The 25,194-nt window shown below is 36.7% G+C and carries 25 protein-coding genes and 1 tRNA gene; 5 read left to right on the forward strand and 21 right to left on the reverse strand.

Features of this window, described 5'->3' with window-relative positions; genetic code table 11:
* Positions 1-172: 172 nt before the first annotated feature.
* From ABXT49_RS01355 to ABXT49_RS01370, 4 genes are all read right to left on the reverse strand, one after another.
* Positions 173-1,993, reverse strand: coding sequence for a DEAD/DEAH box helicase (locus ABXT49_RS01355; protein WP_416652491.1), 1,821 nt, complete (start codon positions 1,991-1,993; stop codon positions 173-175).
* Between the two features lie 99 nt (positions 1,994-2,092).
* The gene (locus ABXT49_RS01360; protein ID WP_416652492.1) at positions 2,093-2,641 is read right to left on the reverse strand and encodes a thioredoxin family protein; all 549 of its coding nucleotides are present in this window, start codon (positions 2,639-2,641) and stop codon (positions 2,093-2,095) included.
* Positions 2,642-2,663: 22 nt separating this feature from the next.
* Positions 2,664-3,401 (reverse strand): tRNA threonylcarbamoyladenosine dehydratase, encoded by a 738-nt coding sequence (locus tag ABXT49_RS01365; RefSeq protein ID WP_271541305.1) that lies wholly within the window; start codon positions 3,399-3,401, stop codon positions 2,664-2,666.
* Positions 3,401-4,096 carry a TatD family hydrolase gene (locus ABXT49_RS01370; RefSeq protein WP_416652494.1) on the reverse strand — a complete coding sequence of 232 codons (696 nt, stop codon included), beginning with the start codon at positions 4,094-4,096 and terminating at the stop codon, positions 3,401-3,403. The genes ABXT49_RS01365 and ABXT49_RS01370 overlap by 1 nt, the downstream gene beginning before the upstream one ends.
* 56 nt (positions 4,097-4,152) lie before the next feature.
* Here ABXT49_RS01370 and ABXT49_RS01375 point away from each other — a divergent pair, with 56 nt between their 5' ends.
* The 3 genes from ABXT49_RS01375 (at position 4,153) to rpsI (ending at position 6,705) form a co-directional block, all read left to right on the forward strand.
* Positions 4,153-5,745, forward strand: a complete 1,593-nt coding sequence (locus ABXT49_RS01375; protein ID WP_416652495.1) for a phosphoethanolamine transferase — start codon at positions 4,153-4,155, stop codon at positions 5,743-5,745.
* Between the two features lie 124 nt (positions 5,746-5,869).
* Positions 5,870-6,298 (forward strand): 50S ribosomal protein L13, encoded by a 429-nt coding sequence (gene rplM / locus ABXT49_RS01380; RefSeq protein ID WP_416652496.1) that lies wholly within the window; start codon positions 5,870-5,872, stop codon positions 6,296-6,298.
* Positions 6,299-6,309: 11 nt separating this feature from the next.
* Positions 6,310-6,705, forward strand: coding sequence for a 30S ribosomal protein S9 (gene rpsI / locus ABXT49_RS01385; RefSeq protein ID WP_416652498.1), 396 nt, complete (start codon positions 6,310-6,312; stop codon positions 6,703-6,705).
* Positions 6,706-6,776: 71 nt separating this feature from the next.
* Here the strand turns inward: rpsI and ABXT49_RS01390 are convergent, their stop codons facing one another.
* From ABXT49_RS01390 to ABXT49_RS01470, 17 genes are all read right to left on the reverse strand, one after another.
* A complete protein-coding gene (locus ABXT49_RS01390; RefSeq protein ID WP_416652500.1) occupies positions 6,777-7,502 on the reverse strand; it encodes a glucosaminidase domain-containing protein in 726 nt (241 codons plus the stop codon).
* 126 nt (positions 7,503-7,628) lie between these two features.
* On the reverse strand, positions 7,629-9,398 hold the full coding sequence (locus tag ABXT49_RS01395; protein WP_416652501.1) for an ABC transporter transmembrane domain-containing protein: 1,770 nt from the start codon (positions 9,396-9,398) through the stop codon (positions 7,629-7,631).
* A gap of 34 nt (positions 9,399-9,432) precedes the next feature.
* On the reverse strand, positions 9,433-10,407 hold the full coding sequence (locus ABXT49_RS01400; protein WP_416652502.1) for an NAD(P)H-dependent glycerol-3-phosphate dehydrogenase: 975 nt from the start codon (positions 10,405-10,407) through the stop codon (positions 9,433-9,435).
* A gap of 5 nt (positions 10,408-10,412) precedes the next feature.
* A complete protein-coding gene (locus ABXT49_RS01405) occupies positions 10,413-10,826 on the reverse strand; it encodes a rhodanese-like domain-containing protein (RefSeq protein ID WP_416652505.1) in 414 nt (137 codons plus the stop codon).
* Positions 10,827-10,828: 2 nt separating this feature from the next.
* Complete coding sequence (locus tag ABXT49_RS01410) at positions 10,829-11,413, reverse strand: aminodeoxychorismate/anthranilate synthase component II (RefSeq protein ID WP_416652507.1); 585 nt, start codon at positions 11,411-11,413, stop codon at positions 10,829-10,831.
* Positions 11,414-11,447: 34 nt separating this feature from the next.
* Positions 11,448-12,161, reverse strand: coding sequence for a carboxy-S-adenosyl-L-methionine synthase CmoA (cmoA, locus tag ABXT49_RS01415; RefSeq protein WP_416652509.1), 714 nt, complete (start codon positions 12,159-12,161; stop codon positions 11,448-11,450).
* Positions 12,154-12,630: a chorismate--pyruvate lyase family protein gene (locus ABXT49_RS01420; protein WP_416652511.1), complete on the reverse strand. Its 477-nt coding sequence runs from the start codon at positions 12,628-12,630 to the stop codon at positions 12,154-12,156. The genes cmoA and ABXT49_RS01420 overlap by 8 nt, the downstream gene beginning before the upstream one ends.
* Before the next feature lie 50 nt (positions 12,631-12,680).
* Positions 12,681-14,747 carry an ATP-dependent DNA helicase RecG gene (recG, locus tag ABXT49_RS01425; protein WP_416652513.1) on the reverse strand — a complete coding sequence of 689 codons (2,067 nt, stop codon included), beginning with the start codon at positions 14,745-14,747 and terminating at the stop codon, positions 12,681-12,683.
* A 4-nt stretch (positions 14,748-14,751) separates the two neighbouring features.
* On the reverse strand, positions 14,752-15,159 hold the full coding sequence (locus ABXT49_RS01430; protein ID WP_416652516.1) for a RidA family protein: 408 nt from the start codon (positions 15,157-15,159) through the stop codon (positions 14,752-14,754).
* A 73-nt stretch (positions 15,160-15,232) separates the two neighbouring features.
* A complete protein-coding gene (locus tag ABXT49_RS01435) occupies positions 15,233-16,417 on the reverse strand; it encodes an MFS transporter (RefSeq protein WP_416652518.1) in 1,185 nt (394 codons plus the stop codon).
* Between the two features lie 49 nt (positions 16,418-16,466).
* Complete coding sequence (locus tag ABXT49_RS01440; RefSeq protein ID WP_416652519.1) at positions 16,467-17,372, reverse strand: ABC transporter permease; 906 nt, start codon at positions 17,370-17,372, stop codon at positions 16,467-16,469.
* A gap of 2 nt (positions 17,373-17,374) precedes the next feature.
* The gene (locus tag ABXT49_RS01445) at positions 17,375-18,769 is read right to left on the reverse strand and encodes an ABC transporter permease (RefSeq protein WP_416652521.1); all 1,395 of its coding nucleotides are present in this window, start codon (positions 18,767-18,769) and stop codon (positions 17,375-17,377) included.
* 122 nt (positions 18,770-18,891) lie between these two features.
* A complete protein-coding gene (locus ABXT49_RS01450) occupies positions 18,892-19,977 on the reverse strand; it encodes an extracellular solute-binding protein (protein ID WP_416652524.1) in 1,086 nt (361 codons plus the stop codon).
* Positions 19,978-20,005: 28 nt separating this feature from the next.
* Positions 20,006-21,094, reverse strand: a complete 1,089-nt coding sequence (locus ABXT49_RS01455; protein ID WP_416652526.1) for an ABC transporter ATP-binding protein — start codon at positions 21,092-21,094, stop codon at positions 20,006-20,008.
* Between the two features lie 357 nt (positions 21,095-21,451).
* Positions 21,452-22,840, reverse strand: a complete 1,389-nt coding sequence (locus ABXT49_RS01460; protein WP_416652527.1) for a uracil-xanthine permease family protein — start codon at positions 22,838-22,840, stop codon at positions 21,452-21,454.
* Positions 22,841-23,043: 203 nt separating this feature from the next.
* Positions 23,044-23,131: transfer RNA gene (locus ABXT49_RS01465), tRNA-Leu, on the reverse strand.
* Between the two features lie 83 nt (positions 23,132-23,214).
* On the reverse strand, positions 23,215-24,132 hold the full coding sequence (locus tag ABXT49_RS01470) for an alpha/beta fold hydrolase (protein ID WP_416652529.1): 918 nt from the start codon (positions 24,130-24,132) through the stop codon (positions 23,215-23,217).
* A gap of 169 nt (positions 24,133-24,301) precedes the next feature.
* On the opposite strand from ABXT49_RS01470, the gene ABXT49_RS01475 reads away from it, so the two are divergent.
* Both ABXT49_RS01475 and ABXT49_RS01480 read left to right on the forward strand, forming a co-directional pair.
* Complete coding sequence (locus ABXT49_RS01475; RefSeq protein ID WP_416652532.1) at positions 24,302-24,508, forward strand: PP0621 family protein; 207 nt, start codon at positions 24,302-24,304, stop codon at positions 24,506-24,508.
* Positions 24,509-24,512: 4 nt separating this feature from the next.
* Complete coding sequence (locus tag ABXT49_RS01480; RefSeq protein ID WP_416652534.1) at positions 24,513-25,175, forward strand: inner membrane-spanning protein YciB; 663 nt, start codon at positions 24,513-24,515, stop codon at positions 25,173-25,175.
* The last annotated feature ends 19 nt before the right edge of the window (positions 25,176-25,194 follow it).

Below are 25,194 nucleotides of genomic sequence, written 5' to 3' on the forward strand. Positions count from 1 at the left end.
TCTCCTAAAAATAAATAAAACATGGAAAAGACGCAACCAACCCAAATTACTGTGAAACCGACTTACTACGAAGCAACAACACACTATTAAATTAGCTGTATTTTAACCAGCAATGTGATTTTAACCTATATTTTTGCCTTGAATACGCCTATTTGCTTGTAATTAGTAGCAATTAATCTTTTCTTTTTGGCTTACCTCGTGAGAATTTCTTATCTTTATGTCTATTAGGCCTATCTCCACCTTTGCCTCTTGGCTTTCTCTCAAACTTCCTTTCACCACCCCTTCTTGAAGAATTTCTTTTAAAATCATCACTTTTTTGATGAGGAGAGGTCGTATTATTTTTTTCTGATAGCTCTTCAATATTAAGTTTTTTATCAAAAACCCTAGTTTTTTTCAAAATAGCAAGTGTTTCTTTTGTCATTTCATCGGGTAGATCAATTGTGGTAAAGTCTTGAAATATTTGGATTGCTCCAATAAACTCACTACTAATTTCAGCCTCATTAGCTATTGCACCTAAAACGTTACCCGGCTTAATGTTATCTTTATGACCAACAGCTAGCCTATACCTTCGCATTTTAATTGAAGGGTTATTTTTTAGCGGATCTGCATGAACTGAAATAGAAATTTTAGCCTTACTGCCTTCCTTAAATGAGCCTTGGCTTAACTCCTTTTCACTAAGAAGTAATGGCTCTGTACCTTGCGCCATCAATGCTAATGCTGATGCTATTTTAAAAGCATCAACTTCATGCTCTTTTTGGAAACTTAGGATGAGTTCTTCAAAGATTCCCAACTCTTGATTATTAAGAGTATCACTTATTCTTTGTTTAAAATTTGTTACCCTTTGCTCATTAATAATTTTGGCAGAGGGAAGCTGCATTGGTGTGATTGGTTGACGCGTAATTCTTTCAATTGTCTGAAGCATTCTTCTTTCTCTTGGCGCTACAAATAGTATTGCTTTTCCTTCCCTACCTGCTCTACCTGTTCTTCCAATTCTGTGAACATAAGACTCTGGGTCTTGAGGAATATCATAATTCACAACATGAGAAATTCGTTCAACATCTAATCCTCTAGCAGCTACATCGGTAGCAATTAGAATATCAATTTTCCCTTTTTTAAGTTGCTGGATTGTTCGCTCTCTTTGATTTTGAGCAATATCACCATTAATCGCTTCAGATGAAAAACCTCTTGCAGATAATTTTTCTGCCAAATCTACTGTTGCTGTTTTTGTTCTTACAAATATTAAAAGTGCATCAAATGTTTCTACTTCTAAGATTCGAGTCAACGCATCTAGCTTATTAACGCCACTAACCAGCCAATATCTTTGACTAATTGTTTGCGCTGTAGCGGTTTTTGTTTTTATCTTAACTATTTTTGGATCGTTTAAGAATTTTTCTGCAACTCTTCTTATTACGTCAGGCATGGTTGCTGAAAAAAGTGCAATTTGACGTTCTTTCGGCAGCTTTTCCATTACCCACTTTACATCATCAATAAAGCCCATTCTTAACATTTCATCAGCCTCGTCAAGCACCAATGCTTTTAGTGAGCCAAGCTTAAGGGTGCCTTTTTTTATATGGTCCATTACTCTTCCAGGAGTTCCTACAACAACATGGACTCCTCTTTTTAATGGCCTTAGCTGAATATCATAAGACTGTCCACCATATATAGGAAGTACATGCAGTCCTTTAAGATGCCTAGCATAGGTTTGAATGGCCTCTGAAACTTGGATTGCTAGCTCCCTTGTCGGGGTTAACACTAAAAGCTGAACTTGATTAGTACTAATATCAATTCTATCAATTAATGGGAGTGAAAATGCTGCTGTTTTGCCAGTACCAGTTTGCGCCTGTCCAATAACATCGTGACCATTTAGCAAGTAAGGTATACACTGCTCTTGAATTGCTGAAGGCGTTTCATAACCAACTTCATCAAGCACCTTTATTAAGGCCTCAGAAAGACCAAAATTTTTAAAATTTACGCTTGATTCATGTTCAGACATGTGAAGTGGGGGGAGTAAAAAGGTGCGTATTATACCTTAATTTGAAATTTTACATCCATAACCAGTATTTATCACTAGCATGAAGCTCATAAAAATAAATTAAAACCATTTGATTGAGCAGCCCATTGAGGGAGTCTGATGGCTAGGACCATTTCCTGAAATTGCAATTTCTTTCATGGCTTCAAATAACTCTCTTTTCGCTCCATCAACTGACTCTTTTCTTGACTCATTAAGTCTCCCACGATATTGGAGTCTAAGGTTTTTGTTATAACCAAAAAAGTCTGGTGTACATACAGCGCCAAATGCTTTTGCCACTTCCTGCGTTTCGTCAATTAGATATGGAAAAGGAAAATTTAAATCGGAAGAAATTTTTTTCATATTTTCAAATGAATCTTCTTCATATTCATTAGGGTCATTTGACATTATGCCGACACTATTTATGCCTAATTCAGAAAGCTCTTTTGTGTCAAGAATTATTTGATCAATAATTGATTGGACGTAAGGGCAGTGGTTACAGATAAACATTACTAGTAAGCCATTGGATCCTTTAAGACTATTTAGGTCATAAAGCTTCCCATCAACCCCCTTCAGCTCAAATTCAATTGCGGGTAAATTAAAATCACAAATTGGGCTTTCAGTCCTTACCATAATTTTCTCAATATCCTAATGACTATGATTTTAATATAGTTTGGATGATGTGTCCTGCCATCATTAATCCAAAAATATTAGGCATATATGATATTGCTCCATTCACCGCTCTTGGTCTTCCTGGAGGGCACAATTCGTTTTTATCCAAATCTTCATGTGGAAGGGCTTTTATTTGAACCTCTGTGGAATGAACAACTGGAAATTTTAAAGATGCGTGTTTACTTCTGAGTTGTCTTCTTAGCTCTCTAGCAAGACCACAATATTCTGTTTTATCCATTCTAGAGATTGTAACCTTAGTTGGGTCTAGTCTACCCCCAGCTCCCATGCTAGAAATTATTGGTTTGCCTGAGCGATTACAGGCATCAATTAAATTTGTCTTGCAGGCAATTGCATCAATACAGTCCGCAACAAAATTTAAATCTTCATTCTTAGCTATTGATTCTGCCTCCTTGCTATCAATAAAAAGGTTTTTTTCATTGATTACAGTATCAGGGTTAATATCTCTAAGTCTCTGCGCAAGAACTTTGACTTTTGAGCCACCTAAAGTTGAATGCAGAGCAATTACTTGGCGATTAAGATCCGTATTTGAAATAGTATCGTAGTCAATTAAAGTCAGCTCTCCAATTCCTGCCCTGCAGAGTGATTCAGCGCATGCTCCTCCAACACCGCCTAATCCAGCAATGACAACATGTGATTCTGCTAATTGAGCTAGGCCTAGTTGGCCAACTAATATTTCAGTACGTGCACAACTTCCTGACATTAATCTATATTAAAAATATTGCGTGTATTTTGGTCGCACTGATCAATTACCTCATCAACAGTGAGCTTTTTAATTCTTGCAACTCTCTCAGCTACCTGAATTAATTCATCAGGGTTTTTATGATCATCAGTTTCAATCACAATAGACTCAATTGGTAAAAACTTCACAATATCATGCAGTTTGTAAGCTTGAGGATTGATTAATGTATTGCCAAAACCAAACGAAAAATTAATTTTCAGTAAATTTTCAGCTTGTTGAATACTGCCTGAATATGCGTGAATTACCCCTCGAGATTTAGAGTGCGATTTGAGTAAGTCAGTCACATCTTCAGTTGCTTGGACTGAATGAATTATTAAAGGCAGGTCAAAGCGAGTTGCCAAAGATATCTGCTCATCAAACATAAATCTCTGCGTATTCTGATCTTTAACTTTAACATAATCAAGGCCACACTCACCAACCGCAACTGGCTTTTCTTCCTCGATGCGAACTTCAAGATTGTATAAATCGATCATTTGATGATTTTCAATAAACCAAGGATGAATTCCAAGTGCAAAGTGACTGTTATTGTCTGCTGAGCAGCAAGCAATAACGCTATCCCAGTTATCTTTCCCAGTTGATGGAACAATAACCCCAGTTGTAGAACTAGAAGGGGAGTTAACATTATCAAAATCTAAGTGTATATGTGAGTTAAGCATTACTTCCTTTTTAATCTAATGGATAATATAATAATATTTTTTTGTAAACAAAACAAATGAAACTTTTTTCTTATAAATTATCTCAGATTCATCTAGTTTTGCTTATTGCAGGTTTTTTAACGTTAACTGGTAATTTTACATTTTTCGAAAAAACATTGCTGGTTTATCCTCTTTTTGAGAACTTGTTTTTTTTAGGGTCTTTATTTTTATTTTTATTTACTTTCTTGGCTGCTTTACTGCTTTTGATTTGCTATAGAAAGTCAACCAAGCCAATTTTAATTCTATTATTATTAACTTCATCACTAGTTAGTTACAGTACAAATAATTATGGCATTGTATTTGACCATAACATGATAACCAATACATTTGAAACAGACACTAGTGAATTTCTTGACTTGGTAAATTATAAATCAATTTTATATTTTCTAGTTTTGGGGCTTTTGCCTTCCTTTATTGTATTCAAAGTTGAGTTAAAAAAATTAAAGTTAAATGCACAATTTCTTCAGAGGCTTAAATATTTCATAGTTTTGGTAGTTGTTTTTGTAGTGGTTGTCTTGTCATTTTCAAAGCACTATACATCTTTTGCAAGAGAAAATCGTGATTTAAGACTCTATATCAATCCTACATATTACTTATATTCTGCAGCTAAGTTTATTGATTCAAAGATGGTGACTTCTTCAACTCCTTTTAAGGTGATTGGTCTCGATGCACAAATTAACAAGAAGTCTGACAAAAGGCGTTTGGTGATTTTTGTCATAGGAGAGACTGTGAGAAGGGACCATATGTCAATTAATGGTTATAGCCTTCAAACTAATCCTTATTTGGAAAAAGAGGATATCATCTCATTCAAGAATTTGACTTCGTGTGGAACAGATACTGCTTGGTCTGTTCCATGCATGTTTTCTCTACTAGGTCGTGATAAATACTCTCATGAAAAGGGAAAAAATATGAGTAATATTCTCGATCTAATAAGCCATGCAGGTGCCAGTGTTATTTGGTATGAAAACAACTCCAGTTCAAAGAGTGTCGCAGATCGAATTACTTTTGAAGACTATCGAACATCAGAGCAAAATTCTATATGCAATCCTGAGTGCAGAGATGAAGGAATGCTGGTTAATTTACAAAGCTATATTGACGATCAAAATGATAAAGATATTTTGATTATTCTCCACACTATGGGAAGTCATGGTCCAGCATATTACAAGAGGTACCCAGAGGAATTTGAAGTATTTGTTCCTGTATGTAAAACAAGCCAGTTAAACGAGTGTAATGATCAAGAAATAAGTAATGCATACGACAACACAATTCTTTATGCAGATTATTTTCTTTCAAAAGTTATAGGGCTTTTAAAGAGAAATTCACAAGAGTCAGATACAGCAATGTTTTATGTTAGTGATCACGGCGAGTCTTTAGGAGAAAACGGTCTTTATTTGCATGGAATGCCATATTTTATGGCCCCAGACGAGCAGATTGATGTTCCAGCATTAATGTGGCTTAATGATTCTATGTCTAAGGTTTTTGATGTTGAGTCAATAAAGAATAAAGAAGACCTTTCTCTTTCCCATGATAATTTGTTTCACACTTTATTGGGATTAATGGACGTTGAAACTAAGCTTTATGATAAGAGTCTTGATTTAATGGCAAAATAGTCTGGAAATTCTTTCTCATTTTATGTGTAGATATTTCATGTGTTTGCCATATGAAAACTTACATCAAGAATAAAAAATGATTATAATAGTCCGATTATTCTGATCCGACATATAGAAGCAAGTTATGAAAACATTTAGTGCGAAAGCTGAAGAAGTAAAAAGAGAGTGGTTTTTAGTAGATGCAGATGGTAAGACTCTTGGGCGTCTAGCAACTGAAGTTGCATCTCGTCTTCGTGGTAAGCATAAGCCTGAATTTACTCCTCACGTGGATACAGGTGATTATATTGTTATCGTTAATGCGTCTAAAATAACCGTGACTGGAAATAAATTTAATGACAAAATGTATCATCATCATACTGGATATGTTGGTAATCTGAAATCAGTTCCATTTAAAGATCTTCTTGCTAAAAAGCCTGAGGAAGTTATTCAAAAAGCTGTTAAAGGAATGTTGCCAAAAGGCCCATTAGGCAGAGAAATGTTTAGAAAAATGAAGGTTTTTGCTGGTAGTGAACATACCCATCAATCTCAACAACCACAAGTATTGGATATTTAAGGCATATTATTATGGCAGATAAAGAAGTTTTTTACGCAACTGGAAGAAGAAAGACATCAGTTGCCCGTGTTTACATGACTAAAGGTAAGGGTGTTTTTACAGTTAATAAAAAGCCTATGGCTGAATATTTCGGTAGAGAGACATCTTCAATGATTATCAACCAGCCCTTGGATGTGACTGAAATGCATAACAAGTTTGATTTTACTATCATGGTTAAAGGTGGTGGTGATACAGGTCAAGCTGGTGCTATTAGACTTGGAGTTACTAGAGCCTTGATGGCTTATGATGAGGCGACTCGTCCTGGATTACGAAGTGCTGGACTAGTGACACGTGATGCACGTGTAGTTGAGCGTAAAAAGGTTGGCAGGAAGAAGGCGCGTAAGAGTGAGCAGTACTCAAAACGTTAATCTTGCAAACAAAATCTACTTCAAAAAAACCCGCTACTCGCGGGTTTTTTTATACCTAAATTTCTATTGACTTAGTTTGTATAGTCGTAACGACCCAGTTGGTTGAATTGGATAACTGATTTAATTGAATCAATATATTCAATGCCAGGAAATGCATAATTACCTAGACCTTCTGCTAGAGTAATTCCTTTAATGGGCTGCATATCATTGCGCTGCTTTGCTCTTATCTGTCGAAGCTCTTCATAGGCATAGCTTCGATTAATATTAAGTACATAGTAATCTATGCACTCTTCTAATGAATTAAAGCTCGCAACCTCATGCGTTGCGCTCACATCTCTTTCTTTAGGAATTATTCCACAACCTTCAGAAAAACACCAGATTCCAAAATAATTATTAAAATCCTTGGCAAATCTTGATCTTCCCCAATTTGACTCATTTGCCGCTTGAGCAAGAACAAGGGAAGGGGGGAGGATATCAATAACTTTTAATAACTCTTTTTGAGTAGGTGGATGTTTGACCCGATACTTTGATGCTAATTTTTCGAGTTCATTGACGCTTAATTCATTATTTAATATAGAATCTCTAAGCTTAATTATCTCAGCATTTTTTTGATGAATTGCTGGAAGAAGGTAATTAAAAAAAACTTCTTTTCTTACAACAGTGTTTTCAATGGAATCAAAACTAGGTTTAAATGATGAAAGTGATGCTGAAGAGACAAGAGTACTTACTGAAAATAGCGTAACTAAAAGACAGAGGTTTTTTAGAATTTTTTTGATATTTCTATATTTATTGACCATTAATTAATCAATTCACAGTTGAAATTTAAAGTCATTATCCAGTAAAAACAAAGTTTTATCTTTCTAATTTTAAAAATAATAACTAGTCTTTAATATCCTAATAGATCTTCAAATTATATGACTGTGCTAGAAGTTAAATTGAAGCTCACAAAGCTTCTTGTAGAGCTTTGAGCTGGATAATAAATCTTGATGACTCCCTTCAGCAATTAATCGACCCTTATCGATCAGTAAAATACGATCTGCATGCATAATTGTTGCAAGTCTATGAGCAATTATTAATGTAGTTCTGCCCTCCATTAAGACTTTTAAAGCGTCCTGCACTTTTTGTTCACTGTCTGCATCTAGAGCGCTGGTGGCTTCATCTAGAAGAAGAATCGATGGGTCTTTGAGTATTGCTCTCGCAATAGCAATACGTTGACGCTGGCCTCCTGATAAGCGAACACCTTGCTCACCAAGATAGCTATCAAAGCCATCAGGAAGCTGCTCTATAAACTCTAACGCATAAGCTTCTTTTGCAGCATCCTTTATTTGATTTATATTTGCAGCTGGGTTGCCATATCCAATATTATGCGTGACATCAGCTGAGAACAATGTCGGTTGTTGCGGCACTACTCCAATACTTGAACGAAGAGTCTTAGGATCCAGATCAACTAGGTTAATATCACTAACATCAATACTGCCTTTAGATGGATCATAAAATCTTTGTAGTAGCTCAAAAATAGTTGTCTTGCCTGCACCTGAGAGGCCAACAATTGCAACTGTTTCACCTTCCTTAACTTTAAACGTAAGTTCTTCGAGGGCTGACTGTTCTGGTCTTGATGGGTAGCTAAAGTGAACATTGTTAAAGCTTAGAGAGAGGGCGCCATTATCTAATTTTCTAGGCGCAGCTGGGGCAAAAATCTGTGATTTTTCTGCAAGTAATTCAAGCAGTCGTTCTGTTGCTCCAGCTGCTCTTTGCAGCTGCCCATAAATCTCTGAAATAACAGCAACGGACCTTGCAACCATGATTGCATAAAAAACAAACGCTGCTAGTTCGCCGGCTGTGATTTGTCCATTTGCAACATCTTTAGCGCCAGCCCATATCATAGAGCCTAGTCCCGTAAAAACTAGAATCATTGCCGCTGCAATTAGCAGGGAGCTCTGCATTATTCGCTTTTTTGCTACTGCAAAAGCTTTTTCAACTTCCTCGCTGAATGCTTGAGATTCTTCAGGCTCACGAGTAAAGCTTTGCACTACTTTAATGTTTTGTACTATTTCTCCAGCGTAGGTTCCAATGTCTGCGACTGTGTCTTGACTCTTTCTTGAAAGCGATCTTAAGCGTCGACCATATATTGCCATTGGAAGAAGGATAATGGGGACACTAATAAGAACAATGAGAGCAAGTTTTATGTTGGTAATAATCATCATTGTGAGTCCGCCAAAAAATAGAAGGACGCTACTCAGGGCCATTGATATTGAGAAACCAAAAATAGATTGAAGCAAAGTGGTGTCAGTTGTTAATCGGGCATTTATTTCTCCGCTTCGGTTTACTTCAAAATAATGAGGATGTAGTGTAAGCAAGTGATTAAATACTGCTAGGCGAACATCATTACTGACTCTTTCGCCAATCCATGAGACGAAGTAAAAACGTATAAAGGTTGCTACTATCATGGTGATTAAAACTACTGCAATGAGTAGCATTGCCTTATTATCAAGCGTATAAATCCCCTCATCTATAAATAATTTAATGCCTTGTCCAAATAATAAAAATGCCAATGAACTAAAAATTAGCGCAATAATAGCAATTAAGGCAATTTTTTTATAGGGTCTTAAAAAGGGTGCTAATCGAAGCAGGAGACGTAAGTCTTGCTTCTGAATATTTTCAGTACTAGAAATTTTTCTGTTAATTAGGCTCATTTTTTAGGAACTTAAGGGTTTTATTTGAATTGGTTTACTCTTCGCTAGGCTTTCTTAAAAGGAGCTCATTAACAGCCTCCCTGGGAGTGGTCCTACCTTCAGTTACTGCAAGAACTTGTTCGCAAATTGGCATTTCGATTTGATGATTATTTGCAATCATAATTACCAGCTCTAAAGCTTTAAACCCTTCAACTGTAGCATTAATATTTTTTAGAGCTTTATCGGTAGGTGTATTATTAGCCAGTTCTTTACCAAAACGACGATTTCTAGACAAATCATCCGAGCATGTGAGAACTAAATCACCCATTCCAGAGAGTCCTTGGAAAGTAACCTTATCTGCTCCTAGAGCTTCGCCTAGTCGAGTCATCTCTGCCAAGCCTCTTGTAATCAGAGCGGCTTGTGTATTTGCACCAAAACCAAGTCCATTTGCAATTCCGGCAGCAATTGCTAAAATATTTTTTACAGAGCCACCAACTTGAACACCAACTATATCAGAATTTGTATAAGCTCGTAAATTACTAGTTTGTATTGTTTCAGCCCAAAAATCTCTTGTTATTTTATCTTGAGAGGCAACAACTATGGCAGCAGGTTTTTTTTCAACAATTTCTGCAGCAAAAGTTGGCCCAGATATTGCGCAGGGATGGTGACTAGGAAATTTTTGACTAAAAGATTGGTGAAGGAGTTGTCCATTGTCTGGATCAAACCCTTTTGTTACCCAAGCAATGGGTTTACTTTTTACATGAGGGCTGAGGTTTTTAAGTACGCTATTAAATGATGAGCTTGGGGTCGCAATAAGAACAGCATGTGATTCCTCAATAACCTCAAAGCTATTGCCTATAGAGATGTTAGAGTTAAACTTGACGGATAGTGCTTCATGCTGATTACCTAGTCCCTTAGTGTTTGCTTTATCTTTTGTAATTAGAAAAATTTTTTCAAATTTTTCACTTAGAGCAATTGCAAGTGCGCTTCCCCATGCACCAGCTCCAATAATAGCTAAAGATTTTTTCATACTAGTTATTTTTGAATTGGTAATTCGGCTTTTTGCCAAGCATTAAAGCCACCTTTTAGGCTAGATACATTTTGAAATTCATTTTTAGAAAGAAAGCCTGAAATTTGATCAGATCGTGTGCCACTTTTACAATAGACAAGTATATTTTTTGATTTATCAAGTGAGCCCATTTTATTTTTAACTTGGCTCATAGGGATATTAATGTCATTATTAATAAATCCAGAAGAGCGTTCTTTTTCTTCTCGCACATCTAAAATGATCAGCTCATCATCATCCATCAAAGAAACTGCAGCATTGGTATCAACTACTGCATATTTTCTAAACGTGTCTCCATAGATGTTTACTATAAGAAGAATAATAAGAGCAAGTAAGGTTCCAGAGAGTAAAAGCTCATTTTGTAAAAATTGAATTAATTCCATGATTATTTATTGTCCTGTAAAAAAGTATTAAGCATTTGATGTCCATGTTCTGTGAGAATAGATTCAGGATGAAATTGGACACCTTCAATTGGGTAAGAGTTATGACGAACGCCCATTATTTCTTCAATATCTCCAGACTCTGTATTAGTCCAAGCGGTTACCTCAAAGCAATCTGGTAAGGTCGTCTTTTCAGCAACTAATGAGTGATAACGAGTTGCATTTAAAGGATTTTTAAGGCCTTTAAAAACGCTCTTAGAAGTGTGATGAATAGGTGAAACTTTACCATGCATAATCTTCTGGGCGCCAATAATATTTCCACCAAATGATTGAACAATTGCTTGAAAACCTAAACATACGCCTAGTATAGGAAACTTTCCAGCAAACTTTTTGATTAGCTCTAAAGAAATTCCAGCTTCATTTGGAGTGCATGGGCCTGGCGATATTACGATGTAGTTAGGGTTTAAACTTTCAATTTCATTAATAGAGATTTCGTCATTTCTATAGACGACAACTTCTTGACCAAGTTCACCAAAATACTGAACCAAGTTATAAGTAAATGAATCGTAGTTGTCGATCATTAGTAACATAGAAAAACCTAATTTAAAGCCGATTAAACGAAATTTATTTTACAGATAAAAATGATACAAAGTTGAGGCACTGAAAGTAACAGCTAGTCTCCATAAAGCCACAATCTCTTAGTCGGTCAATGTGGTTTTTTTTAGTTTCAGTAATCATTACGTTTTCAATCGCTTGTCGTTTGTTTGCAATTTCGAGCTCGCTATAGCCATTTTCCCTTTTGAAATCTAAGTGAAGCTTTGTAATATGATCTTGTGTTTCAGGATCTTCAAAGTGTATCTTTTCACTAATTATTAATACGCCTCCAGGGTTTAGGCCGTCATATATTTTTTTTAAGAGTGCAGCTCTTGCTCCAACATCAATAAACTGAAGCGTTAAGTTCAAAACAACAATAGACGCATCATTGATTTTGGTGTCAGTAATGTCTGAACAAAGCACTTGTAAGTTATCAATTTTATTAGATAAGTTTGCTTGACATTTTTTTACCATTTCAGCTGAATTATCAATAGCAATAAATGTATTATTTTTATTTTTATTATTTAGTGCTAGCGCAAGTGATATTGCTCCTGTCGACGAGCCAAGATCATAATAGTTAGTATTATCTTGCCCATACATTCTGGCGACAAGGCCAACCATTTGAATCATAGAGTCATATCCAGGAACAGATCTTCTAACCATATCATCAAATACCTTAACCACATCTGCATCGAAACGAAAATCAGCTATATCAGCATTATTGTTAAATAAATTATCACGCATAAAGTGACTCCAAAAAAATTTCAGAAACAAGTAATTTGGTTTTCCCAATTTTAAAAGTTGAACGCCTGGCCCATGATTTATTGAAACTTCCAACTTCAAGATGACCACGTTTAATCTCAGGATCATTAAATAAAATTTCTCCTAATGGCTTGGCTCCAATTTTTAAAATTTCACTTGTATCTGCTGTCAACGGGATTAATGAGCGCGCAATAACAACGGGTCTTTGAGATCCAATAAGTTCAACTTCTCTTACAATAAAAGTCTGATTATTACTAGCAGCAAGAAGCTTTAATTCACAATCATAGGGATTATCTTGCTCTTGAGAGAGAACATTAACTTTGAAATCTTCATATTTATCTCTAAGTTTAGCAGTTAAAGATTGGCCATCCAGTAGCCAGTTGCAGACGTGCTCAGGCACCCCTTCTTGAGGATTAAAAATTCGCCATTGAAACTTATCTGGATTGAACATAGGTTAGGTATTTTACAAGAGTCTTTAATTTTAATGAGTTCTAGTAGACATTAGGCATCGAAATAGTGAGTTTTCTCTTCATCAATCCAGCGCGTCATTAGAGCATTTTGACTCGTATGCTTTGCTTCTAGCATTTTTGATGAGTAGTATCCCACCTGCTTGAGTAGGTAAGAATCTCTAACAATATCTGCAATTTTCATTGATGCAATACCCGTTTGCTGTGTCCCTAAAATTTCACCCGGACCACGCAGCTCTAAATCTTTTTGAGCAATCAAAAATCCATCATTACTCTGACGAAGAATATCAAGCCTTTCTTTGGCTGTTTGACTAAGGGGTGATTGATACAGTAAGACACAAGCACTTTTTTCAGAGCCTCTTCCAACTCGGCCCCTTAGTTGATGAAGTTGGGCCAGACCAAGACGCTCTGCATTCTCAACAATCATAAGGCTTGCATTGGGGACATTGACCCCAACCTCAATTACAGTTGTAGCAACGAGAAGGTTGGTTTTTCCTGTAGAAAAGTCTGACATAATAATTTCTTTTTCTGACTTTGTTAAGCGCCCATGAATCATTACAACTTTTAGATCTCTAAGGTTATCTGTGAGATATGTAAATGTTTTTTCAGCGGACTCCGCTCGAAGAGCTTCTGACTCTTCAATTAAAGTACACACCCAATAAATTTGACGTCCTTCCTTTGAAATTTGTTTAATTTTGGTAATTAATTCATCCCTTCGAGCGTTACTTAGTGCAACAGTTTCAATTGTTTGGCGACCTGGAGGTAGCTCATCAATAATTGAAGTATCTAAGTCAGCGTAAGCACTCATTGTCAATGATCTGGGGATTGGCGTAGCGGTCATGACTAATTGATGAGGTGTTAAGATGGCTTTCTTAGAAAGTGATAGTCTCTGATGAACTCCAAACTTGTGTTGCTCATCAATGATCACTAATGCTAAATCCTCAAAGTAAACATTTTCTTGAAATAATGCATGAGTTCCAATAATAACTTTTGCTTTTCCATTTTCTATAAGACTTAAGTTATCTTTTCTTTCTTGAGTATTTTGAGAGCCTGAGAGAAAAGCAATTTGAATACCAAGTGGGGTGAGGTAGTTACTAAAATTTTGAAGATGCTGTCGAGCTAGAATTTCAGTTGGCGCCATTACGGCAGTTTGGAAATTATTTTCAGCTGCTTGAAGAAGTGCAAACACTGCTACGATTGTTTTTCCAGAGCCTACATCACCCTGAAGTAATCTATGCATTGGCTCAGAGGTTGATAGATCCTCATTAATTTGGCTAATGCATCTAGATTGAGCGGAAGTTAGATCAAACTCTAGTGAGCTTTGAAGTTTATTGCTCAATGCATTTTTAATAGAAATTTTTTTTGATTCTTTACTTTTTCTTGCTTCTTTAATTTTCAGAAGACTGAGTTGGTGGGCTGCCAGTTCTTCAATAATTAATCTCTGCTGAGAAATGTGAGTAAAGGCTTCAATTTTTGATAAATCTTCATTTTTATTAGGGTGATGAAGTAAGAATAAAGAGTCTTTTAAGCTTGGCATCGTACTTTGTGTTATCTTTTCAAAATAATCATCAATTACGCTCGCTTTTAAGACGTCTAAAGCATTATTTACCCATTGTTTCATTTTATTTTGACTAACGCCGGCGCAAAGAGGGTAGACCGGTGTTAAGGTTGACTCAAGGAGTGGCTTTTGATCTTGCGAAATAATTCGATATTCAGGATGGTGCATTTCAAGGCCTTGGCGGCCGATTTTTATTTCACCAAAGCACTGGATAGTCTCGCCGCGAATAAGAGCTTGCTTTTGGTACTGCGTAAAATGAAAAAATCGCAATAGAACTCTTTGGTTTTGATTGTCCGATAAGTAACAAAGAAGCTGTCTCTGCCTTGCAGGAATGACTTCAATTCTATCAATCGTTACTTCAATTAGGATTTCGTCTTCAACACTTGCACTTGAAAGCGACGTTATAGTTGTTTTGTCTTGATAACGACTTGGCAAGTGAAACAGTAAGTGTTCAAGCGTATGAATCCCTAGTTGGTTTAACCTATCTGAAGTCTTCTGTCCTAATCCACTAATCGAAATAATTGGATCAGAGAGTGAAGGCATAAAATTAGAAACTGTAGGAGTTTGAGTCAGTTACCATTACGCCATCCATTTCAACGCTCACACCTTTTGGGAGTTCGTTTACACCAATAGCTGCTCTGGCTGGATATGGCTCTGTAAAGTAGGTAGCCATAATTTCATTTAATGTAGCAAAATTACTTAGGTCTGTTAAGAAAATGTTAAGTTTAACGATATCGCTTAAGCTGCCTTTTGATTCTTGACACATGGCTAATAAATTCTTAAATACTTGGTGAATTTGCTCGTCAATGCCGCCTTCCACTACTTCCATTGTTTCAGGAACCAAAGGAATTTGCCCTGAAAGATAGATCGTAGTTCCGCCTGTAACAGCAACAGCTTGAGAGTATGTTCCTACTGCAGCAGGGGCCTTATTGGTGGAAATAATATGTTTTTTCATGATGATAGATTTAAGTAATAAATATGTTTTATTATATTCTGGATCGTCATTTTTTTGGAGAACTCTTTAATAGTTAATGTGTTGCACCATTAACGTCATATTTGAGACTCCAAATGATTAATCCAGCAAAAATGGATAAAATGAAGGCAAAAAATAATGATGAATTGTAGTTATTATATTGATCAAATAACCAGCCGGCAAGAGAAGGTGACACTAAGCCCGCTGCTCCCCATGCCGTAAAAATTCTTCCATAGGCCCAAGCTGAGTAATCAGGTCCAAATACGTGATTCACTAAGGTTGGATAAATTGCAATCAAGGCGCCATAAAGAGAAGCGATAAGAGTCAAAAATATTAACATTAGATTAATACTTGTAAATATTGAAAGGCTTAATAGGGCGAGAGAGCTTATAGTCAAAATTACTAAAATAGGGCGCTTGCAACCAAATCGATCTGCAAGCCAGCCAGCATATATACCTGCAATTCCACTTCCAAGAGCCATTAGGGAAATAGCAGTTATTGCAATTTCAGATGACCCTCCTGATGCTTTAATAATTGGCACTGCATGACCTATTGTCATAAGGCCAGCAAAAACACCAAGGAAAAAGGCCAGCCATAGCTTAATAATTTTTCCTTTAACACTTTGATTTTTGCCAATGGATTTTGTTTTTGCAGTTAAGTCTTTTTTTGCTAATCGAAAAAGAATTAAACTAATAATAATAACAATGGATAGTATTGAAACACCAATCATGTAGCCAGCTTTAAAGTCAAAATAACTAAAAAGTAGTGGGTAAAGCATCGAGAAAATAACAGCACCAAACGCATAGGATGCTGACACAGCGCCAAGCACCAAGCCGAGCTTTTGGCTTGAGGTTACAGAGGAGGCTGCATACAGTGAAAATCCATATCCTAGGCCACTTGCAAACCCAAAGCAAAAGCCATAGCCAACTATCCATCCAATCCAACTACCTGTATTTGATATAAGGACGCCAATTAAGGGCAATATTGCTATTAAAACGATGATCAATGATGGAGACAGTTTACGATATAGGGTGGATCCAAAAAATACAGCAACTGTTACGCTGATTAACCCAGTTGAATAGATAAGACTTGATGCCATCCTGCCTGCATTGATTTGCAGTTCAATGCCTTCAATTAAAGTACTAAATGCATGAATAGTGCCCATACAAAAAGTAATTAAAAGGCACGAAATGATAATTAAGGATTGTTTATTCTTATCTAAAGGGGCACGTTTTTCCATTAATGAGACTATACATTAAGAATCATCAATGTGATAAAAATTAAAAGCTTTAGTGAGGGGTTATGCCTCGGATCTTTTCAGAGCGACGGCGAAGCCATTCAAGTGTGGAAAGTAATACAATCGAGAAAATCACAAGAAGAGTGGCAGCCGCTAGAATCGTTGGACTTATCTCATTACGAATTCCAGACCACATCTGTCTTGGCAGGGTGTATTGATCAGGACCACCAACAAAGAGCACAATAACGACCTCATCAAATGAGGTAATAAATGCAAATAGTCCACCTGCTATTACTCCTGGAGCAATAAGAGGTGCTTGTATTTTGAAAAAATTCCTTAATGGTGTTCCGCCTAAACTTGAACCAGCGCGCAGTAAGTTACTATCAAATCCAGAGAGTGAAGCAGAGACTGTTATGACAACAAATGGTATCCCTAAAATAGTATGGGCAATAATAAGGCCTGGTAAGGTTGCAACAAGGTTGACTTTAGCAAAAAAGAAAAACATTCCAGCAGCAGTAATGATAAGCGGGACAATCATTGGAGAAATCATAAGCGCCATTATTAAACGGTTAAACGGCATATGTCTATTAGACAAACCAAGTGCTGCTAATGTGCCTAAGACACTTGCAAAGAAAGTGGCAAAAATTGCAATGATAGCACTATTTTTAAAGCCAATCATCCACCTATCTGTGCAGACAGTTGTTCCTGAATTGGCAGAACAAATACCAAATAGCTCTTTGTACCAGCGAGTTCCATAGCCATCAAAGTTAAAGGACCAGGTCTCAAAACTAAAAAATTTCATTTCCGGTGCAAATTGAAGGAAAACTGAATTGTTAAATGATAGTGGAATAACAACAATTAGCGGTGCTACTAAGAAAAACAATACAAGCCCACAAAATATCCTATAAGTATAGTGCCATAGTTTTTCTCGAGGTGTTGTGTAAGTAGGAAATTTCATGACTATCCCATTTTTAAGTTATCAAGGCCAATCAGTCTGTCATATGCCCAATATAGAACCAAAACTGCAGCGAGAAGAATTGCTCCCATAGCAGCAGCAAGACCCCAATTTAATGTTCTCTGCATTTCACGCGCAACAAAGTTACCGATCATTATTCCATCTTTTCCGCCAACCAATTCTGGCGTAATGTAGTAGCCAATGGCAACAATAAATACTAATATGCATCCAGCACCAATACCTGGAACAGATTGCGGCATATAAACGCGAATAAAGGCCCACGTTGGCGTAGCCCCAAGATTTTGTGCTGCTTTCATGTAGCTTGGCGGTATTCCCTTCATGACGCTATAGATTGGCAAAATCATAAATGGCAGAAGTACCTGCGTCATTACAATAATGGTTCCAGTAAAGTTGTACATCATAGGTATTCGATCTTCATCACTAAAACAAAGATCAATATTGGTAGCGCCAAAAAATGGCAGGTTAACCATTCCTTCAAAACAGGGCAGAATGTACATTAAGGTGTCATTAACAACACCATTTTGCTGAAGCATAATCATCCAAGCAACAATTCTTACTAGGAGCGATGTCCAAAAAGGCATCAACACACATATCATTAATAGATTTGAGGTTCTCATTGGAAGTGTTGCTAGTAAATAAGCAACTGGATAGGCAAGCAGTAAACAAAAAAGCGTCACCATTAAACTTACTTTGAGAGTTCTAACCCATATCGTATTATAAATTTTTAAATACTCTGCCTTCTGAATGATATTTTTATTGGCGTCATACTTCAGGTCAACAGCGTTGAGATAATAGCCCATCGTGTAGGGGTCTTTCATTGCCCCTAACGACTGCCAGAATTCAACCTTAGCCCAGCGCTTATCTCTTTTAATCATCTTTTCTTTGTAGGGCGCCTCCCACTTAAAAGGTTTAACTGCTTCCTTTGATTTTTTATCAACCTTTAGAGCTTCTTTAACTGTTTTATTTATTAAACTTTTCCATCCAGAGAACTCATAAGTCATTCGAGTGCCAGATCTACCGAGTAAATTCTTACCAATAACATTACCTTCACTGTCTTTAATTTTTATGGTGGTTCTAATATCGTTAATCACTGCAGCAAACATTTCTTCACTAGGGAGTTGGGATTTATCTTCCCATAATTCGTACTGAGCAAATGTCTGTGGAAATACATTATTAATTTGGATGTCATCAATACTTCTTGAAAGAAGCGAGCCTATAGGCGTTACAAACATTAATAATAAGAATAATAGTGGGGGTAGAATTAACAGAAAAGAGCGAATTTTTGTTCTACGCAAAGATTTGCGTAAGCTTACTTTAAGCGGTACACCATCATTTGTTAGAAGTGGTTCTTGAGAATTTGTTATCGAAGTATCACTCATAAAATATTCATTAAATCTATAACTTGTTTGTTAGTTTTTAAAAAATAAAAACAGGTCGTTATAAAAACCGACCTGTTTTATTAAACGAGGTTAAATAAATAAGCTCGTTTTAGGTTGGCTACTTATTGAGCCATCCAAGCTGCATAACGATCATTTATTGCTTGACCACTATCTGCCCAGAAATCAGGATTGGCCATAATGCCACCTGCCATATGCTCAGCAGTATTCGGCATATGCTCCATGATTGCTACACCAGTATTAAACCATGGCTCACCCGCTTGCATAATATCAAGACCAGATGTGCGCATAGGACCATAGTTGATCCATTTAGCTTGATCTGCTTGTGCCTGAGAGCTAGAAGCATGAACTAAGAAGTGCATAGCTGCAGCACGGTTTGGAGCACCTTTAAGAAGAACTAACCATTCCTCTTCAAGTACTTGTCCATCCCATACAGTAACATAGTCAGCGCCGTCATTAAGAACAGCACCACCGATACGGCCGTTATACGCTAGTGACATAGAAACCTCACCAGAATTAACTAGATCAAGTGGCTTTGAACCTGAAGACCAAAATACTACGTGATCTTTGATTGTGTCAAGTTTAGCAAAAGCACGATCTTGTCCTGCTTGAGTGCCTAATACATCATAGATATCATCAATAGCAACACCGTCAGCATACAATGCCATCTCTGTTATAGCACTAGCCCAAGTGTGAATACCACGCTTGCCTGGGAATTTTTCTACGTCAAAGAAGTCTTGTATAGTTGATGGTTGTTCACCTGAGAAGGTGTCAGCATGATGGAATGGTACGTATGACCACCAAATTTGCGGAACTACGCAATCATTTGGAACCGGAACCATCGTATCATCATCCATTGCAACACCAGTAGGCGAAGGGAGGAACATGCTGCGATCTAGCTCTTCGAAAAGACCTTCATCACAACCAATACGAGCATCCGATGCAAGTACGTCAACGATATCCCACTGAACACTGCCAGATTCAACTTGAGCACGAACCTCACCCAAACCACCGTTGTAACTAATCATATTTACATCTCCACTTGAGTAAGTGTCAACGTAAGCTTTTTGTTGTGAAGCTGAATAGCCACCACCCCAAGAAACAAAAGTTACTTCTGCTTGGACTGCACCAGCCAACATCGCTGTTGAAATAGCACCGGCAACCAGAGTTTTTGTTATTACATTTTTCATATATTTCTCCTAAAGTTAAGTCTAAGCTCTAACCATCTAAAGCAAGACAATCTTCCGACATCCAACCAATATCAACTTGTTTACCTTTCTTAAGGTCAACATTATCGATTGAATTAGGAATTTTGACGATAAAATCGTCGTGTCCACACACACTAAAGCGCGTGCGAATATGGTCGCCATGATAGATAAGTTCTTCTACCTTGGCTGAATATGTGTTTGGCGTTTTTCCTTTCTTTGGTGCAACCATGATGCGCTCTGGTCTTAATGATAGTGTCGCGCGATCTCCAACCTTGCCAACATTAACCTTGGTGGCAACAACGATATCTCCAGAGTCTGTTTTTACTGTGGCTGTATTTCCTTTAATGGCTTCAACGGTTCCCATTAGGCGATTATTTTCACCAATGAAGTTTGCAACGAATGAGTTTTCAGGTTTTTCATAAAGATCTTCTGGGGAAGAGCACTGAAGAACCACACCATCATTAAAAACAGCAATTCGGTTCGACATAGTTAGCGCTTCAGTTTGGTCATGCGTTACGTAGACCACTGTTAATCCAAGGCTTTCGTGAAGGTGCTTAATTTCATACTGCATCTGCTCTCTTAAGTTTTTATCTAGAGCGCCTAAGGGCTCATCCATTAAAACTAAATCAGGGTCAAAAACAAGAGATCTTGCTACAGCAACGCGCTGCTGCTGACCGCCTGATAGTTGCATTGGGCGTCTTTGACCAAATTCACCTAACTGAACCATATCCAGGGCGCGATTAACTTTTGCCTCTCTTTCAGCTTTGCCAAATTTGCGTACTTCAAGAGGAAACGCTAGATTTTCAGCAACCGTCATGTGCGGGAAGAGGGCGTAGTTTTGAAATACCATACCAATGCCTCGTTTGTGAGGAGGGACATTGTTAATTGGCTTTCCTTTTAAGTAGATTGTGCCATTAGTTGTTGGCTCAAATCCTGCAAGCATCATTAGGCAGGTCGTTTTTCCAGAGCCAGATGGCCCTAGCATTGTAACAAACTCTCCTGGTGCGACATCTAAATTGAAGTCTTTAACAACAAGTATTTCACCATCATAACTTTTTTGCACATTTTCAAACTTTACTAGCGGTTCTTTATTACTCATAGATAAACACTTTTTTTAAACAAAAATAAAACTCCAAGAGGCGGCTTTTGACCGTCTGTTTTAGTTACTAAATAATTACATTATATTAAACTTTTAGGTTTTATTCAAACTGCCTATTGAAGGCTTTGTATAAAGCTTAAATTGAGCTTAATTCAATAAAATTTTATATAACAAAATGAAATATACCATACATAATTAAGTGAATGTTTCTAATATTGGTACAAATTACATTATGAATTCTACTAATTTAGTTATATTAAAGTGTCAAAAGAGGTCTAATTCAATGAGTTTATAGGTTTGATTGCAGCCATAAAAAAAGGGCAGCTTAAGCTACCCTTTTTTATTAAGAAAACTATACTAGTCTTCTACTTTTTCGCCCATAAGAGCAGTCATAATAAGAACAGTTATACCACCAGTGGTGATTGCTGAACTAAAAATACTTCCCATAAGCTTTCCAAATGTACCGCCTATATTACTAGCTAGAGCTCCTGCAAACTGAGGAACTAGTAAAACACCTAGACCCATACCAAAAGAAACAGCTAGTATGAGCATATTACGACGATTCATATTTACTGTTGAAAGGATCTTGATTCCTGCCACCGCAACAGTTCCGAACATTACAATCGTAGCACCGCCTAAAACAGAGGCTGGTAATGCTCTAAGGATTGATCCTACATGAGGGAATAGGCCCATAATAACAAGGATTATTCCAATCCAAACTCCTACATGCCTACTTGCAATACCAGTTAACTGAATTACGCCATTGTTTTGACTAAACGTTGTATTAGGGAACGTATTAAAAGCAGCAGCAATTGCTGAATTAACGCCATCACCTAGAACACCATTTTTGATACGAGTTAAGTAACCTTCGCCCTTGATCTCTTGTTTTGATATCATGCAGTTAGCAGTAATATCACCAGAAGATTCTATTGTGGTAATTATGTAAATTAACGCAATAGGTATAAAGGCAATAATATCAAAATCAAAGCCATACTTAAAAGGTATAGGAATACTTATAACTTGTTGAACAGCGAACAATGAGCTGAAACTAATCTTACCCAAAACTGCTGCTACAACAAACCCTATAACTAGTCCAATAACGATCGATGATAAACGTATCCACTGATTGTTAGAACGATTCAATATAATGATTGAAATCATCACTATGAATCCTAGGGCTATATTAGTTAAAGAACCCCAAAACTCGGGTTTATTATCTAGCAGCCACTGTCCACCACCAAGATCCGTTAAACCAACCTTAATAAGGCTAATGCCAATAATAGTAATTACAGTACCCGTTACAATCGGAGTGATTAGTTTTCTAAGTTGCGGTAAAAACTGACTTAAGCCAATCTCTATAAACGCTCCTAGGAAACACACCCCCATTATCATTGCAAGAATTTCATCTGGCCCACCACCTTGAGCCTTCGCAAGAAAGCCAGCTGCAAGAACAGAGCTAAGAAACGCAAAACTTGTTCCTTGAACGCAGATCATTCCAGCACCAATATTCATAGGTTTTTTTGCTTGAATAATTGTTCCAACACCTGAAACCATAAGCGCCATACTTATAAGATAAGGTATCTGTTCACCTAGTCCAAGTGCGCCACCAATGATTAAGGTTGGGGTTATTACGCCTACAAAGCTTGCAAGTACGTGTTGTAGTGCTGCAAAGAATTTTTCAGCAGTTGGCGGATTCGCCTCTAGCTCATAAATTAATTCTGAATCTTGAGTCTCTCCATCGCTCATGTTCATTCTCCTTTTATTGATTAATATTATTTATATTTATCCTACTTTGTGAAGTCATATTGAAGGTATTTTAATTGCCAACAACAATTCTTAACAATTAGCATATTACCATTAAATAATATTATTTATAGTTAAATTTGGCCTACAAAAAGAATCTTCTGAAGATAAAGTAATTAGGAGAAAGTTTAGTAGAATTGAGAAGATGGTGCCCGGAGCCGGAATCGAACCGGCACGCCCGTTAAAGGCGCAGGATTTTAAGTCCTGTGTGTCTACCAATTTCACCATCCGGGCGAAGAAGGATGAAGAACGAGAAATTATATACTATCGATAATATTTTTTTTACCAATTACTCATTAAGAAAAGCTAAAGAATTATTAAAACCTTTCTTCAAGCCATTTAATAAACTGCTTAGTTGTTTGATCGCGATTAATTTCATTTAAACTTTCATGACGAGTCCCCTCTAAAATCTTACAGGTGACATCAGAGAGTCCACTGTTTTGAAGTTTTGTTGCTAGTTTTTCCATGTCACCTCCATTTAGAGTGCATGGATCTTCAGCTCCACCAATAAGATGCACTGGAAGCTCTTTAGGTAATTTTTGTAAGATCTTTTTATTGCCTGCATAGAAGACGCCATCCAGCACATCTCTCCACATTGATATTGATACTTCAAACCCACAATAAGGGTCGTTGACATATAGGTCCACTTCATTTTCATCCCGAGATAGCCAATCAAATTTAGTTCGGTTGGGTTTAAATTTTGAGTTCCAAGCCTCAAAAGAAAGTTTCCAGGCTATTAAACTTGGGAGATTTTGATTACGAAAAAATCCTTCTAGCGCTAATATTACTCTTGACGCTTGAGGCAAAAGACCTGTTTCAATTCCACTATTCCAGCATGCAAGCGCATTGACTTGATTTGGATAATTTAATGTAAAGTTTAAATTAATGATGGATCCAAGAGAGTGTCCGAAGCAAATTATTGGCCTGTTAGGAAGCCTTTCTTTAATTAGATTTATAATTTCATTTTGATCTTCTAATACTTTATTGAGTCCATCAGATTTAGCAAACACTCCTTGAGGAGCATCATCGGCTATAGTTCGTCCATGACCTCTCATGTCATGAGCAAAAACTGCAAAGCCAGCAGCCGTTAACTCCAATGCAAATCGAGAGTACCTCATAGAGTGCTCAGCCATTCCGTGAGTTATATGAACCACAGCCCTAGCCTCACCTAAAGGTAAAAGGCTATGTAGATTAATTTTTGAGCCAGTTGGACTTTGATGAATTTCGGTTTGCATAAAATTAACAATTTTATTCTTTAATTACTCACAAATAATATAGTAGCCTATTTAATTGATACTAACAATTAATAAATATTAATGACGTGATTAAACCTTTAACGCAGAAAGACAGATTATTTATGTAAAATTTAACTTTTATGAGTTCAAATTCCTTGAGGCTGTTCCTTTGATTAAACTGATATTAGTATTGCTGTTAGGTTGGGTTGGTATTTCTCTGTTTAAAAGATTTATGAATCCTAATTCATCTAAATCTGTAAAGACTAAAACTGGACAAAAAATGCTTGCATGCTCTGTTTGTGATACGCATGTTCCAGAGTCCGATGCGATTATTAAAAATGGTAAAATTTTTTGCTCTCAAGAGCACTCGGAGTAAATAAATGAAGTTCCTATTTGATTTTGGTCCCATAATCCTTTTCTTTGTTGTGTATAAATTCTTTGGACTTTACGCTGCTATATATGCAATGATTGCGTCAACTTTTGCACAAATGATGTATGCCAGAATAACAACTGGAAAGTTTGTGACTTCACAGGTCCTTACTTTTATTTTGCTGGTAGTTTTTGGTGGAATCAGTATTGCATTAAGAGATCCTGCATTCGTTATGTGGAAAGTGAGTGTGCTATATGTAATATTTGCAGTTGCACTTATCGCCAGTAACTGGATTGGAAGTAAGACGCTGCTCGAAAGAATGATGGGTAAAGAGCTTGATCTTCCCAGAGCTATTTGGACTCGCTTAACTTGGTTTTGGGGTTTTGGTTTTGTAGGTATTGCAATTGTTAATGGCTATTTTGTAAATACTGCTCTTACAACTAGGCAGAAATTTTTAGATAGCGGAATACTAGTCGATCCAAAGATAGATCTGAGTAATTTTAACTGTGCTCAAACGCCTCTAGAAAATCTGTGCTTGTCTGCTCAAAGAACTGAAGAAGCCTGGGTAAACTTTAAATTATTTGGAACTCTAGGCCTTACTTTGATCTTAATAGTTATTACTGTGCTGTCAATTAGTAAGCATATCAAAGAAAAGCAGGTAGGGCCCAAATAGAAACTCTGTTGTTTTTAGT

The organism is Candidatus Pseudothioglobus sp. Uisw_086 (genome assembly GCF_048085745.1).
GTDB lineage: Bacteria > Pseudomonadota > Gammaproteobacteria > PS1 > Pseudothioglobaceae > Pseudothioglobus.